Source organism: Oceanisphaera sp. IT1-181 (assembly GCF_033807535.1).
Taxonomy (GTDB): Bacteria; Pseudomonadota; Gammaproteobacteria; order Enterobacterales; family Aeromonadaceae; genus Oceanimonas.
In genome coordinates, this window is record NZ_CP136856.1 from 2788433 (window position 1) to 2802589 (window position 14157).

General features: G+C 50.9%; 13 protein-coding genes. 3 read left to right on the top strand and 10 right to left on the bottom strand.

What is annotated here, in order from left to right; all coding sequences use genetic code 11:
• Positions 1–452: 452 nt before the first annotated feature.
• Positions 453–836: a hypothetical protein gene (locus R0134_RS12355; protein ID WP_319782260.1), complete on the top strand. Its 384-nt coding sequence runs from the start codon at positions 453–455 to the stop codon at positions 834–836.
• 126 nt (positions 837–962) lie between these two features.
• Here R0134_RS12355 and R0134_RS12360 read toward each other — a convergent pair whose 3' ends face one another.
• From R0134_RS12360 to R0134_RS12395, 8 genes are all read right to left on the bottom strand, one after another.
• The gene (locus R0134_RS12360; RefSeq protein WP_319782261.1) at positions 963–1319 is read right to left on the bottom strand and encodes a CbiX/SirB N-terminal domain-containing protein; all 357 of its coding nucleotides are present in this window, start codon (positions 1317–1319) and stop codon (positions 963–965) included.
• Between the two features lie 154 nt (positions 1320–1473).
• Positions 1474–1893: a hypothetical protein gene (locus R0134_RS12365; RefSeq protein WP_319782262.1), complete on the bottom strand. Its 420-nt coding sequence runs from the start codon at positions 1891–1893 to the stop codon at positions 1474–1476.
• A 108-nt stretch (positions 1894–2001) separates the two neighbouring features.
• The gene (hupA, locus tag R0134_RS12370; protein ID WP_086965131.1) at positions 2002–2274 is read right to left on the bottom strand and encodes a nucleoid-associated protein HU-alpha; all 273 of its coding nucleotides are present in this window, start codon (positions 2272–2274) and stop codon (positions 2002–2004) included.
• Positions 2275–2624: 350 nt separating this feature from the next.
• Positions 2625–3497 (bottom strand): NAD(P)-dependent oxidoreductase, encoded by an 873-nt coding sequence (locus R0134_RS12375; RefSeq protein WP_319782263.1) that lies wholly within the window; start codon positions 3495–3497, stop codon positions 2625–2627.
• Positions 3498–3930: 433 nt separating this feature from the next.
• On the bottom strand, positions 3931–5418 hold the full coding sequence (gene astD, locus R0134_RS12380) for a succinylglutamate-semialdehyde dehydrogenase (protein ID WP_319782264.1): 1488 nt from the start codon (positions 5416–5418) through the stop codon (positions 3931–3933).
• A gap of 450 nt (positions 5419–5868) precedes the next feature.
• Positions 5869–6903 (bottom strand): arginine N-succinyltransferase, encoded by a 1035-nt coding sequence (astA, locus tag R0134_RS12385; protein WP_319782265.1) that lies wholly within the window; start codon positions 6901–6903, stop codon positions 5869–5871.
• A 416-nt stretch (positions 6904–7319) separates the two neighbouring features.
• Entirely contained in the window at positions 7320–8534 is a 1215-nt protein-coding gene (locus tag R0134_RS12390) for an aspartate aminotransferase family protein (RefSeq protein ID WP_319782266.1), read from the bottom strand.
• A 317-nt stretch (positions 8535–8851) separates the two neighbouring features.
• The gene (locus R0134_RS12395) at positions 8852–9439 is read right to left on the bottom strand and encodes an aminodeoxychorismate/anthranilate synthase component II (RefSeq protein ID WP_319782267.1); all 588 of its coding nucleotides are present in this window, start codon (positions 9437–9439) and stop codon (positions 8852–8854) included.
• A gap of 703 nt (positions 9440–10142) precedes the next feature.
• On the opposite strand from R0134_RS12395, the gene R0134_RS12400 reads away from it, so the two are divergent.
• Together R0134_RS12400 and R0134_RS12405 are read left to right on the top strand one after the other, a co-directional pair.
• Positions 10143–10604: a hypothetical protein gene (locus tag R0134_RS12400; protein WP_319782268.1), complete on the top strand. Its 462-nt coding sequence runs from the start codon at positions 10143–10145 to the stop codon at positions 10602–10604.
• Between the two features lie 4 nt (positions 10605–10608).
• Positions 10609–11700, top strand: coding sequence for a hypothetical protein (locus tag R0134_RS12405; RefSeq protein ID WP_319782269.1), 1092 nt, complete (start codon positions 10609–10611; stop codon positions 11698–11700).
• A 208-nt stretch (positions 11701–11908) separates the two neighbouring features.
• Here R0134_RS12405 and zapE read toward each other — a convergent pair whose 3' ends face one another.
• Positions 11909–13081: a cell division protein ZapE gene (zapE, locus tag R0134_RS12410; RefSeq protein WP_319782270.1), complete on the bottom strand. Its 1173-nt coding sequence runs from the start codon at positions 13079–13081 to the stop codon at positions 11909–11911.
• A 569-nt stretch (positions 13082–13650) separates the two neighbouring features.
• Positions 13651–13992 carry a DUF2750 domain-containing protein gene (locus R0134_RS12415; RefSeq protein ID WP_087035025.1) on the bottom strand — a complete coding sequence of 114 codons (342 nt, stop codon included), beginning with the start codon at positions 13990–13992 and terminating at the stop codon, positions 13651–13653.
• Between the last annotated feature and the right edge of the window lie 165 nt (positions 13993–14157).

The window sequence follows — 14157 nt, forward strand, 5'->3', positions numbered from 1 at the left end:
AACTAAGCCGCCATCATTGATGGCGGCTTTTTTTGTGTTTAACCCACTCGTAGAGGCCGCTTTAGCTGGCCGGTGGCGCGCAGCGACACGAAGCAGGTTTTCGCGGTTAAAACACGCGACTACATTCGTGCACCATTCCCACATCGGCGTTGCTGTTTGGTGCTGTCTTTTGTAGAAGCCTGCTTAAGCCGGCCGGTGGCGCGTAGCAACACGAAGAACCACCAAACAATGCCATGTTCAAAACCGGTATTGTTGTTAGGTTTTAGTTTTGCTATGCAAAACCGGCCGGCTAAAGGCGGCCTCTACAGAAACAACCGGTATTTTTACTCATCACCCTTTACGCTTCACTCTTCACCATCACCTAAACCCTGTTCCTCACCTATTCTTGATGTTAATGCAGCTCTGCAAGGTGAGCACTGCATTCGTTTTACTTTTGCCAACAGGAGTATCGTATGCCTAGCAATAAAATGTTTAGCAAAACCTTATTAGGATTAACTTTCGCCATCAGCTTGCCGCTGCTGGCCGCCCCCATACAAACCGCCGATAGCGCCGAGGGCGAGATCTTCACTAATGAGGCGGGCATGAGCCTATATGTGTTTGAGAAAGACCAAGCCGGCGTGAGCAACTGTAACGACCAATGCGCCGACAATTGGCCGCCGCTGATGGCTACCGATAAGGATAAAGCCGAAGGGGATTACGGCATTATTAAGCGCGCCGATGGCGTTTTACAGTGGAGCTATAAAGAGCAGCCGTTATATCTGTGGAAAGACGACAAAGCCGCAGGCGATGTATTTGGCGATGGCAAGTTTGATGTTTGGCACTTAGCTAAGCCTTAGCAGCGTGAGGCGTGAGGCAAAAATAGCGCCAAGCGCCTAGCACCAAGCCAAACAAAAAGAGCCCCTTTGGAGTGTATAGCCAAAAGGGGCTCTTTATTGTGACCTGTTAGCCGCGTACAAAGATCGTTATAACTGCTCGGCTAACCAATCGGCAAAGCCTGGCATGGCACCTAAGTGCGGCAACAGCGTGAGCTTAAGATCTGGGTATTGCTCGCGTTTTTGATTTAACACAGAGGGCAAGTCTTCGACTACATGGCGGCCTTGGGCCAAAAAGTACGGAAACAGCTTAATCTCAGTGGCACCCGCCGCCACTTGGAGGTCGATGGCTTGTTCAAGCGAAGGCTCGGCCAGCTCCCAAAAGGCATGACCCATGAGCTCAAAACGCGCCGCCATAGATTGGGTCACGCTGGCTGTAAAATCAGCAATTTCTTGGTTGGCCGCTTCACGACGACTGCCATGTGCCACCAAAATAAACCCTTTCATCTTTTATTCATCCTTTCTTTTTGCTTAGCTCATGGCTTTTAGGTTCAAGACTGTTTAAGTTTTGTTTTGCTACGCAAAACTGGCGCGCTCAAAGCGGTATCTACAAGAACGCTTATGGCTGACAACCTCCCGCTACCCGAAGGAGTTAAGCTGTTTACTTAACCAGCACCTGCGGTACTTGGCCCGCCAGTACATCCACACAATAATCCCAGCTGGCAATGCGATAATGTTGAATATCATCATCCAGATGCAAGCCTTGGCTTTGCTGATGAAACCAGATTAAAAAACGCGACGGCGTTATCAAATGAATTTGAGTGTCTGAACTACCCTCGTCTTCGTCGTCCATAAAGTTCAACACGTCGGCGCCTTCTAGCATCCGATAGCCAAACACATGATCAAACTGTAACTGGTAAATCACTTGGGGGGGCGTATCTATCTTGGTCGGCATGCCCATAGAGAGCAGCAATTTACCGGTCCATACATCCTGATATACCTCAGTCAACATAAGGCCGGTGGTTAAACCACGGGCGCCGGACCAGGGTGTGGTCATTTGTCGAACGGTATTGGCTTCCATCAGAGCCTCCTAGAAAAGGAAACAGGCTGGCATTAGTTATAACAAGTTTATGTTAAAAAGAGCAAACTGAGAGAGAAAAAACCCGACCTAAGTCGGGTTTAGAAGATATTACTTGATGGCATCTTTCAGCGCCTTGCCCGCTACAAAAGCAGGGACATTGGCAGCAGCAATCTGAATTTCAGCACCTGTCTGTGGATTACGACCGGTGCGTGCAGCGCGGTGGTTCACCTTAAAGGTACCAAAACCCACCAGTTGTACTGGGTCGCCTTCTTTCAAGCTTTGGGTAATACCACTTAGTACTTCTTCCAGCGCGGCCTTGGCCTGTGCCTTATTTAAATCTGCCTTAGCGGCAATTGCTTCAACAAGCTGAGTCTTATTCATAGGGGATCCTTTCTCACTTGGCATTAAGTGGTTACCCACTCTATTCAAATTTAGGCTTCAAGCAAAGCCTTTGTATCAAGGGCTACATCAAGTGCCGTTGTTTTGTGCAGATATTGCTAAAAGCGTCACATAATTCCACTCAAAAGCCGCCCTCGCTCGCCAAAAAACGCGGTGTTAAACAAGCTATCAGTTAACAGGCGTACGGTTAAACAAGCGCGGCAGCCCACACAGAGCCAGCATAGCCGAGCTCTGTATAAGCTACTAGAGGCCGAGGGTACGACTGATGAAATTTGTGCGCTTAACCCTTCAAAGCCGACAAATTCCGACCGCCCAGCTGGTTTAGGGCGGCTTTACTTCGCTTTGGCCACTAAGTCTTTAATAACCACGGTCGAGTCACAACGGCCAAAACCGTCGGCCAATAACTGCTCATACACCTTATGCACATGCTCGGTCAGGGGTAACGTCAATCCTTGTTGTTCCGCCTCATCTAAACAAATGCCTAAGTCTTTGTGCATCCACTGGGCGGCAAAGCCAAAGTCGAATTTATCTTCACTCATGGTTTGGGCACGGTTTTGTAACTGCCAGCTTTGGGCGGCTCCGCCTCCTAATACATCAATCAGGGTCGGAATATCTAAGCCGGCCTTTTGCGCGATCATCAAACCTTCGGCAATGCCTTGTACGGCACCAATCACGAAAATTTGATTCACCATTTTACAACGCTGACCTGATCCAACCGGCCCTAAACGGGTCACTTTTTTACCGTAAGCGGCCAACACCGGCGATGCTTCGGCCACGTCCGCCTCAGTACCGCCCACCATAATGGTTAAGGCACCGTTCTCGGCACCCAACTGCCCGCCAGACACTGGCGCATCAATAAAGCGCAGATCCAGTTTTGCAGCCGCGGCAGCAAGCTCTTCCGCCAACATGGCAGAGGTTGTGGTGTGATCCACCAACAGCGCGCCTGCTTTCATGCCCGCTAATACGCCTTCATCGCCATACACGACTGAGCGTACGTCGTCGTCGTTGCCCACGCACACCATCACCATGTCTGCGTCTTTGGCCGCGGCCGCCGGTGTTAAGGCGTGGCTGCCGCCGTTACTCTCGGCCCAAGCGGCCGCTTTTTCTGGGCTGCGGTTATACACGCACACCTGATGGCCGGCTTTTTGTAAGTGCGCCGCCATGGGAAAGCCCATCACGCCCAAGCCAATAAATGCCAATTTCATTACACTAACTCCTTAATTAAGAAAAAAAGCGCCCAGCGCCGATCGCCTAGCTAAAAATAAAATCTGAAAAAATTAATGAGTAAGATCTTAACCCCAAAGGCTTTGTCACTTGTCGACCTTATCTCGGCTTAATATTTCCGCGCCTGCTGTGCGTCTTGTACGTTCCGTTGCAGATAAGCCTTTAAGATCTTAGAGCCTTTTGCAACGGAACCCACGACTCTTTGTTTACGATAAGCACGGAAAAATAGTGATCAGATCTGACAGAGATCTTAATGGTTAAGGTCTTACCCCAAGCATTTATCACTCGTCGATCTTATCTCAACTTAATTTTCCCGCGTATTCTGTGGATTCCGTTGCAGAGTTTCTTGATTCTTTTAAAACAAGATCCTGACGTGCGTCAGGATGACGGCATAAACACGCCACCAGCTGCGCACTAAAAATGTAAGCCCGGCGATAGGGTGTCGGGCATGCTGACTTTGTTTTCTTCCATGGACGCCACCGGATAAGCGCAATAATCGGCAGCGTAATAAGCGCTAGCTCTGTGATTACCGCTGTCGCCCACACCACCAAAGGGGGCGGCACCGGAGGCACCGGTAATGGGTTTATTCCAGTTAACGATACCGGCACGAATATGGCGAAAAAAGTAATCCCAGTCTTGTTGGTAATCCGACAATAATCCGGCTGATAACCCATAACGAGTATTGTTAGCCAAGGTTAGCGCCTCGCGAAGATTGCCATAACGCATCACCTGCAACAGCGGACCAAAATATTCTTCATCCGGTAGCTCCTTAATGGCGCTGACCTCAATAATGCCCGGCGACACTAAGCCGGTATTGGCTTGCAGTGATTTGAGCATCAATAACGACTCGCCCCCCAGCGCCAGCAAATGCGCCTGTGCCGCTATCATGGCTTTGGCCGCATGCACCGAAATCATGGCGCCCATAAAGGGCTGAGGATCTGCATCGTACAAGCCAACCTTAATAGCCTTAGTTACTACCAGCAAGCGTGCCAGAATACGATCGCCCGCCTCGCCTTTGGGCAGTAATAAACGTCGAGCGCAGGTGCAGCGCTGGCCCGAGGTAATAAAGGCCGACTGCACTATGGTGTGTACTGCCGCGTCTATGTCTGCCACCTCACCGACCACCAGTGGATTATTACCGCCCATTTCCAGCGCTAATATTTTGCTCGGATGGCCGGCCATTTGGTTGTGTAGCAGCTGGCCGGTGCGTGAAGAGCCGGTAAAAAACAAACCGTCTAAATCTCCATGTGCCGCCAACGCTTTGCCGGTATTCACCTCGCCTTGTACTAGGTTCAGCACCCCAGCCGGCAAGCCCGCCAATTCCCACAGTTTAACCATGGCTTCGGCCACTTGTGGGGTCAGCTCTGAGGGTTTAAAGACCACCGTATTGCCAGCGATTAAAGCCGGTACTATGTGGCCATTGGGCAAATGGCCCGGAAAGTTATAAGGGCCAAAGACCGCCACCACGCCATGAGGCTTATGGCGAAGCACGGCCCGCCCCTGGCCTAAAGGGGTTTCGGTGCAACCGGTGCGTTCGGCATAAGCTTTGGCTGACAACGCAATTTTACCGGCCATGGCCGCCGCCTCGGTGGCACTTTCCCAGAGGGGTTTACCGGTTTCTTGGGCAATAAGCTGTGCTAACCGGGTTTTATGCTCAACCAATAACTCAGCATAACGGCCAATAATGGTAAGCCGATCGTTAAGCGGGCGCTCAGCCCAAGCAGGGCTTGCCGCCCGCGCCGCCGCCACCGCCGCGTTCACTTGGCTCAGGCTTGCGGCAGCACCGCGCCACAGCTCAACATTTTTTGCCGGATCGATTGAGCTAAACTCCTCGCCCTCGCCGATTAGCCAATAACCGTTAATATATTGAACCGCTGTTGCCTGCTGCTCAGTATCTGTCATTCAATATCTCCTTTTATACGGCTCTTAGAAAGCCCTAAGCTATCAGCCTGTCTCTTCATCACATCTTTTTCTTGCCTTATAAGCAAAGGTGAAGTAGGCAGATTTACTGCTATAGCCACGTATTTTTACCTTGTAGCTGGCCTTTATCCCGCTTAGCAGGACTGCCGAAGTCCACTTCGCCGAAGAGACGGACGGCTTCAGCATGGTTTTATGTTTTGCTCTTGTAGGAGCCAATTTATTCGGCTCGGTTTTGTGTTTAGGCCTTAAAAAGCCAGCAAAGCTGGCCTGCCGAACAAGTTGGCAGCTACAAATGACAAACATGGCAACTACAAATTTCTATTTCGGCGTATCCGACAGCGTGCTGGTCGAGCAATCCGCTTATTCAGAGTACATCATTAAAATCAACAGAAACTTGTGACTAAGAGACAGGCTATCAGCTTATATCTCGGTTTACAGTTCAACTAGCCGCACCTTGTCGCCGTCGGTCACCTTGAGTAAGTGCGCCACTTTTTCAGTCAAGGTTACAACAGGCAAGCCCTGCTCATTATCTTCGGTGCTAGCTAAAGCTACCTCTGTGATTAAGGCCCGAAAGTCAGCGAAATGGGTGTTGCTGATCAAGTGCCGGTTCCCTTGGCTAACCTCACCAATCTTAACTGTGCATTGTCTACTATTTCGCACCGAGCGAATTTGCGATAACTCACACTCTACACTTGGGCCTGCATCAAAAATGTCCACATAGCCGCGCCACGTGAACCCTTCTTCTTCCAGTAAATGCAGAGCTGGGCGGGTATTGTTATGAGTAATGCCAATCACATCTCTGGCGGCTTTTGATAATAAGTTAACGTAGATAGGAAACTTGGGCATTAAATCCGCGATAAAGCCTTTTTGGCCGATGCCTGTCAGGTAGTCGACGGTGGGAAAGTCCATGGTAAAAAAGTGCTCTTGCAGCCAATGCCAAAAGGGACTATGGCCTTGCTCGTCTGACACGCCGCGCATCTCGGCCAAAATTCGATGATCGAACAGTTCACTAAACTCGGCCAAGAACAAAAACCGACTTTTTGAAAGCAAGCGGCCATTCAGCCCAACACGCGCCGACTCACGCAAAAACAAGGTGCACAGCTCGCTCACGCCCGTGTAATCGTTGGTCAGAGTCAGAGTTTCTACTACATTATAAATGCCCAACTTGGCGGAGCTGTGTACTTGTTTACCGAGCAGGTAATTATAAAAAGGAGCAGATAACCCCACGGCTGCGTCTATAGCACAAGTGCCCAGCACCTCACCGGTTTCGCCATCTTCGGCCACAAAAAAATACAAGCCTTCGGCTTTGGCCGTACCACGGTTAGCAAAGGCTGCCAATGAGTTGTCTATTTTACGTTGTAATAATTCGTCGTTAACCGGCAGCGAAGTAAAGCCATGGCCAGACTCAATAGCGAACTGCTTGAGAGTAGGAAAGTCTTTCTGCGCGATAGGTCGTATCACCAGCATGCCAGACTCCTTATTAGCGCGAGTTGATAAAGCGAGGCGATTGCCTCGCTTTGGTATTAAAGCTAAAAATTAAAAGCTTTTTCTGCCACGGAATCCACAGAACTCACGGACGCAGTTCACGTGCGACAAGTGACTAAGAGCTTCGATGGTAAGGGCCCCTCCTATTCAAGCTAGGGTGTTTGACTCTTACTACTTAGCGTCATTCTCAGATCTGATCACTATTTTTCAGTGTTCTTCCGTAGCGAAAAGGCCCTGATCAATTAGTTTTCCAGATTGGTATTAATTGTTTGGCTCAGGCACAAGCCGAAGGACTTAGTTTTACTGCGTAAAACCAGCCAGCTAAAGCGGCTTCTACACTCTTAGCGATCTTTTCCGCGCGTTCCGCGTTCTTCCGTTGCAGATGGGTTTATCTGAACTTAAGCTTGGACCACTTTAGCCACGGCGCGCTCAAAACGGGCCAGCCCTTCGGTTACGTCTGCGTGGCTGATCACCAAGGATGGCGCAAAACGCACTACGTTCGCACCGGCTATCAGTACCATTAACTGCTCATCCATGGCTGCATCTAAAAACTCCTTAGCGCGTCCCTGATACTGCTCGGTCAACACGCAACCGAGCAGTAAGCCCTTGCCGCGCACTTCACTAAAGCAGTGATACTTATCATTAATGGCGCTCAAGCCATCGCGATACCAGGTTTCGCGCTCTTTAACGCCGGCTAATACCGCATTAGTATTCACCGTATCAAAGGCGGCTTCGGCTACGGCACAGGCCAGCGGATTACCGCCATAGGTGGAGCCGTGAGTGCCCGGCTTTAGCGAAGCGGCAATCTGGGTGGTGGTTAGCATGGCCCCAATCGGGAAGCCGCCGCCCAGTGATTTAGCGCTGGTTAAAATATCCGGCGTCACGCCTAAGTCCATATAAGCATAAAGCGCACCAGTACGGCCGACGCCGGTTTGTACTTCATCAAAGATCAGCAAGGCATTATGTTGATCGCACAAGGCGCGCACCGCCTGCACATACTCAAGATCGGGGCTGACAATGCCGCCCTCGCCTTGCAATGGCTCCATCACCACGGCACAGGTGTTGTCCGACATAATGGCTTTAAGCGCGGCTAGATCGTTGTAATCCACGTGATCGATGTCGGCGGGTTTAGGGCCAAAGCCATCGGAATATGCCGCTTGGCCGCCCACGGTCACGGTAAAGAAGGTACGACCGTGAAAACCTTGGTTAAAGGCAATAATTTGTGTTTTTTGCTCACCAAAATGCTCAAGCGCATAACGACGCGCCAGCTTAAAGGCCGCTTCGTTGGCCTCGGCCCCTGAGTTACAAAAGTAGGCTTTTTCGGCAAAGGTCGCCGCTACCATTTTGCTCGCTAAACGCAGCGCCGGCTCATTGGTCAGCACATTACTGACATGCCATAACTTTTCGCTTTGCTCGCGCAAGGCACCGACCAAGGCCGGATGGCAGTGGCCTAAGCAGCTGACCGCAATACCACCGGCAAAGTCGATATATTCTCGGTGCTCTTGATCCCACACTCGCGCGCCTAAGCCCCGCACGGGGATCATTTGGGCGGGAGCGTAATTAGGCACCATAACTTGGTCGAATAATTCGCGGGTGACTGCCATATCAGACATGCTTACTCCTTGAATACCGCCATTCTTTAGCGGTAAATGTTAAATATAGGTGAATATACGGATATTATGACCACAACCTGTGAGCTAGCTCGATAAACAACAGCAGCAAGTCAGTAGCGTCAACCAGAAAAACTAATCATAAATATTGCATAAGTTAGCAGTTAACAACCAAAAAACAGGCTATAGCGCCACTATATATTGCATAAAACTACACCCAAGTGCAGTAATAAAATACCTATGTTTGAAAAACATGTGCGAAAAACACTATCCCTCATGCTTAGCCTACTCACTTAGCCTAGCCCAGAGCACAGCTGAGTTTAGCGCGCCAATAAACGCAAGAAATTGCCCAGCAACTGATGACCGCACTCGGTCATAATGCTTTCGGGATGAAACTGCACGCTGTGGATAGGCAAACTATTATGCTGCATGCCCATGATTTCATCCCGCGCGCCTTCTTCAGTCTGGCTCCACGCGGTGACGCTAAAGCAGCTCGGCAAACTGGCGGCCTCTACCACTAACGAGTGATAACGGGTGACCGTTAACGGCTCTGGCAAGTCCTGAAATAGCCCCTGACCGGTGTGGCGAATACGAGATGTTTTACCGTGCATTACTTTTTGTGCCCGTACCACGTTACCACCAAACGCCTGCGCTATAGCTTGATGACCCAAACAAACCCCTAAAATAGGCAGCCGACCGGCAAATTCTTTAATGGCCGCCAGCGAAATACCCGCCTCAGTAGGCGTACGCGGCCCTGGAGATATCACCAAGCCTGCGAGCTTAAGTTGTGCAATCTCATTAACGGTGATCTCATCATTGCGCCTTACCATGACTTCTTGGCCTAGCTCACCAAAATACTGCACTAGGTTATAAGTAAAAGAGTCATAGTTATCGATCATCAACAACATAAGTGCAGTTTCCGTTAAATAAAGTTCAAAGCCGTGAGTCGTGCCAACATAAGGACACTGGAAAGCTTGCCATAATACTGCCCCCGCAGTCGCAACTAAAGCACAACCCGTTTTAGAGAGTGAGTCACGTGGGAAAATGGCGGGATTTTGTGTTCTCGTTCCTACGCTCCGTGTGGGAATGTAGCTCTGGCCGCTCTGCGGCCAAGGCTTTCGGATGACTAAGTGCTCACCGCAAGTAAACCCAAACCGACCGCGGAGCGTTGAGCGTCGAGCGGGCATATCCACGCGGTCGTAGCCACGCCGGGCATGGATACAAGATAAACCGAGATCCTGAAACGAGTTCAGGATGACGGCGTAAAATCTTAAACCAAACAGCGCCGCTTGTTCTTCTCGTTTCTTCTCGTTCCCATGCTCTGCGTGGGAACGCAATCAGTGGCCGCTCCGCTGGCGGATTTCGCGCTTAAAACACGCGACTACATTCGAGCGCCATACAGACATTTGCGCGATCGACATACTGCACGAATGTAGGCGATGCTTTAGCTTCACAATGTTGCGCAGCAACATCCCAACGCCATACCCATCCCAGCGTGCCGCCCCAACGGGCTGACCTTAACCTCACAGTCTCGGTTAAACATGGCTTGCAGACAACGTGCCTTATGCCCAAAATGGGCGCTGCCTCTCTTTTATCGATACGAGCTTAACCATGCCTTTCAATTATCAGCAACTCACCACCCATTTTGGCCATATTTATCCCGCTCATGTAGAAGAACTGTGCGAGTTGCTAATAGTGCTACGTAAACAATTTTTTGGTGATCTTGATCTAATGCTGATCTTGGCCATTATTGGCTCACGCACCCTGCCCGCACGCCAAAGCACCACCATGAGCTATGAAGAGTTTATGCACCCAGATAAAGAAGTGGTGCAGCTACAACCCATTAATATTCAGTCGGTGGCCGAATGCAGCGGCATTGCCCGAGAAACCGTACGCCGTAAAGTGCTGAAGCTAGAAACCTTAGACTTAGTGGTGCGTGATGAAAAAGGCATGCTTAGCGTTACCGCTAAAGCGGCCACTAATTTGTCTGCCTCTACCGAAGCCAGCTTGCAATACCTATCCGCCTTGGGCGAGAGCTACCTCGCCGCCCATCGCAATACCGAACACGAATAAGTTGGTGAGGCGTTTTTTACGCGGTCTGAAAAGACTCATTTTTCTCGCCATGCTGGCGGGCATGCTGTCTACGGCGAGCACTGTTATTCCTCGGGGCTGGGACGCGGCGCAGATCTTAGTCTTTAAAGACTCACTGCAGCTCACGCGCTTTAGACTCGCACAGCTGTCGGCAGATGATTATGCTCGCCAGCTTACACAAGCCCTGAGTGAGCAAGATATTGAGCTCGCCCGCTCTTTACTTAACCTGGCCGATGAGCAAGGCCTGATCTTGGCGCCTGAGTTTCATCAGCAAGTGGCAGCACAAGAAACCTGGAGCGCCACTACGGTGCGCAACTCTGCGGATATCTGGCAGGGCATGAGCACCGGCCGCGCCGACTCAGGCCTTGGCTTGGCCGCCGCTACCATCAGTGACTTCACCTTGTTTGGCGATGTGCGCGATGTGATATTACAGTCGCTGGCATGGCCGGAGCACGACCCCGTCTTGCTGGCTCTAGCCGGAACCGGCTTAGGATTGACTGTAATGACGGTGGCCAGCGGCGGCACCGCAGCACCGGTTAAAGTAGGCTTATCGTTAGTCAAAGTGGCCCGCAAGAGTGGTCGTCTGAACAAGAGCTTGGGCCGCCAACTGACGCGCATCACCAAAAACGCCATCGACCCTAAGGCGGTCAGCGAAGTGGGCGCCCGCTTTAGTAAGCTGGAGCTTAAAACCTTAAACCGAGTACAGCTGGACGAGTTAGCCAGCGCCTCAAAGCGCCTAGTGTCGCCCACCGCCAGCAAACAGCTATTGAAAAGCGGCCGTGGCGTGCGCCGCATAGCCAAAAACAGCAGCAGCAAAGGCGCGCTCGATGCCTTGCACCATGCAGACTCGGTGCAAGAGTTGTCGCGGCTGGCAAAATTATCCGACAGCTTAAAAGGCTCCTTTCGCGCCAGCTTGCGGCTGTTACCGGATCTCGGTAAAAGTATCTATAAACTAACCTCGACCCTGATTGCGCTACTGCTGTGGCTGGGTGGCGGCTTACTCTGGTTAGGCACCGCCGCTTGGTACAGCTTACGTGTGTTGGTGTGGCTGCTTATGGGGTTATGGCGTTTGCTTTAGGTTCCATATTGTAGGTAAGAGCATTCGACAAGGTTTTGCTCTGTTTTTAAAACAGCCAGCTACGCTGGCCCGCCGAATAAATTGGCGGCTACAAGTTACACGTCTTTTGTAGATGCCCGTCTCTTTGATAAAGAGGACTTCGGCATTGTGTTATGTGTAAATTTTGGGCCGCAAAAGCAGCTTTCTAAAAGGCCTGCCAGCTACAAAATTATTGACCAAAACGAGCCAATTGCATGGCTTGTAAACGACTCAAGGTGCGCCGAAAGGGAAACGCCAGTGCCCCTTGGCCATAAAGATCGCTCAACGGCACGGCCGCGCTTATGTAAATGGGAATCTGGCGGTCATAACACTCATCCACCAAGGCAATAAAACGGCGCACGCCGTCGTCTTGCCGGGATAGCGCCGGCAGCTCACGATCCCCTGCCGCCACTTGGCTTACGCCATCTTCAGTACCACGCGCGATAACCACTTGTTGTTCTGCTAGTGGCTGAGTGCAAGCCAGCTGAGGCACCTCGCTGAGCAAAACCACCGAGAACTGGTCACACAATTCAATAAAATCCGCCGCGCTTAAAGGCTGTTCGCATAAATCCGCATAGCGGCACCACAACACCTGATCGCTGCGCTGCACCACCTTAATATCCCTGTGTCCTAAGCGCAGCGCTGGCTGATGACTTTGCTCATGTCTCGACTTAGGTTCCCCTTGTTGCTCAAAAGCGGGCGCTAGCTCGGCAAACATCGCCGCCAATGCTTGAGGCTGATCCACCCAAAAACGCTGCTGTAACAGGCCGGGGTGTAAACGATGATCTTCAACGCCATCCACACTTAACACCTGTAGATGTTGATTAATCGCCGCTATGGCTGGCAGTAAGCGCTCGCGGTTAAAGCCGTTTTCATAGAGTTTTTCTGGCGGCTGATTGGAGGTCACCACTAATACTAAGCCTTGGGCAAACAGCTGCTGCAACAAGCGACTGAGCAACATGGCATCGCCAATGTCGTTAATATACAGCTCATCTAAACACAAGACTCTGGCCTCGCGCGCCAGCTCTTGGGCCAACAAGGTTAATGGTTCGGGCTTTCCGGTCAGCTGAAACAAGCGTTGATGCACCCAGCGCATAAAGTGATGAAAGTGCAGCCGCTTGGCAGGCACGCTTAAGCCGGCATTCATGCCTTCATTTACACTATTATAAAAACTGTCCATCAACCAAGTCTTACCCCGCCCCACCGGCCCCCATAAATAGACGCCGCGCACGGTACGCTCATTAGCTATAAGCTGTTGATAGCACAGCTCCAAGCGCTCAACCGCCTGCAACTGCGCCGAGTCTTCTTTAAAGCCCGCAGCCAATGCCTGTTGATAAGCCTGCTGAGGAGAAACAGCTGTCATATAGCCTCCATTGACACTACTGATAACGCTATTAAGGGCAAAAACAAGATGCGCTGTAAAGGGTGAAAAAACCTGTAGCCGGCCGTCTCTTTGGTAAAGAGGACTTCGGCGGGCCAGCGTAGCTGGCAGTGAAGAACAGCACCCAGCCTTAAACAAACCGAGCGAATCCTTTTTATCGTAAACAGAGGCCCCTACAAAAACCAATGTAACCCGTAGCCGGCAACTTGTTCGCCGGGCCAGCGTAGCTGGCTATTTTAAGGTTTAGGGATAAAACAAACCGAGCCGAATAAATTGGCTCCTACAAAAACCACCGTCACCCGTAGCCGGCAACTTGTTCGCCGGGCCAGCGTAGCTGGCTATTTTAAGGTTTAGGGATAAAACAAACCGAGCCGAAGTCCTCTTTACCTAAGAGACGGGCTCCTACAAGGTCAAAACCAAGCGCTAAGACCGTGCCGAAGTCATCTTTACCAAAGAGACGGGCCCCTACAAAAACCACCGTACCACTGTAGGCACCAATAAAAACGGCCTGTTCGATTGCTCGAACAGGCCGTTAGCCAAATGTGTGGTAATTAAGCCAGGGCTTTTACCAACTCCAACACATCGAGTTCAACGCCGTCTAATTCTTCGTCCCAGTTAGGGCCAATGCGCACGCCGTCTTCAGACATGTCTTCTACCCAGACTTCTAAAAATTCGGCCAGCGTGATCTCGAAAGGTACATATTCCGCCCATTCGTCGATACACTGTACTTTGGCTTCACTTTCAGTAGACCATACCGGCATGACTTCGGTGTCTTCAAATTCAGACGAGTCACAAACGACCCACTCTTCGCCAAAGCGCACTCCCCACATCACGTGGTTTGCGGTCACTTCATCGAGAAAACGCTGATAATTTTGCTGGTGGCTATCGCTCATGTTGTTCACCTTTTGGCTGATAACGGGGAGGGCTGATAACGGGGAAGTTACCCCAGATGGGGCGATACTGAACCAAATCCCCCCTAGACTCAATCAAAACAATAGTAATATGGCTTACCTGAGAGCCAAGGGTCAACTTTAACCCTAGCTTTAACTCATGCCTTT

What these genes read in the sequence shown, in the direction of transcription:
- R0134_RS12415 (WP_087035025.1), bottom strand. Translation starts at nt 13,992, where the DNA reads ATGAGCGATAGCCACCAGCAAAATTATCAGCGTTTTCTCGATGAAGTG.
- R0134_RS12375 (WP_319782263.1), bottom strand. Translation starts at nt 3,497, where the DNA reads ATGAAATTGGCATTTATTGGCTTGGGCGTGATGGGCTTTCCCATGGCG.
- R0134_RS12365 (WP_319782262.1), bottom strand. Translation starts at nt 1,893, where the DNA reads ATGGAAGCCAATACCGTTCGACAAATGACCACACCCTGGTCCGGCGCC.
- astD (WP_319782264.1), bottom strand. Translation starts at nt 5,418, where the DNA reads ATGACAGATACTGAGCAGCAGGCAACAGCGGTTCAATATATTAACGGT.
- R0134_RS12395 (WP_319782267.1), bottom strand. Translation starts at nt 9,439, where the DNA reads ATGTTGTTGATGATCGATAACTATGACTCTTTTACTTATAACCTAGTG.
- R0134_RS12390 (WP_319782266.1), bottom strand. Translation starts at nt 8,534, where the DNA reads ATGTCTGATATGGCAGTCACCCGCGAATTATTCGACCAAGTTATGGTG.
- R0134_RS12400 (WP_319782268.1), top strand. Translation starts at nt 10,143, where the DNA reads ATGCCTTTCAATTATCAGCAACTCACCACCCATTTTGGCCATATTTAT.
- R0134_RS12355 (WP_319782260.1), top strand. Translation starts at nt 453, where the DNA reads ATGCCTAGCAATAAAATGTTTAGCAAAACCTTATTAGGATTAACTTTC.
- astA (WP_319782265.1), bottom strand. Translation starts at nt 6,903, where the DNA reads ATGCTGGTGATACGACCTATCGCGCAGAAAGACTTTCCTACTCTCAAG.
- zapE (WP_319782270.1), bottom strand. Translation starts at nt 13,081, where the DNA reads ATGACAGCTGTTTCTCCTCAGCAGGCTTATCAACAGGCATTGGCTGCG.
- R0134_RS12360 (WP_319782261.1), bottom strand. Translation starts at nt 1,319, where the DNA reads ATGAAAGGGTTTATTTTGGTGGCACATGGCAGTCGTCGTGAAGCGGCC.
- hupA (WP_086965131.1), bottom strand. Translation starts at nt 2,274, where the DNA reads ATGAATAAGACTCAGCTTGTTGAAGCAATTGCCGCTAAGGCAGATTTA.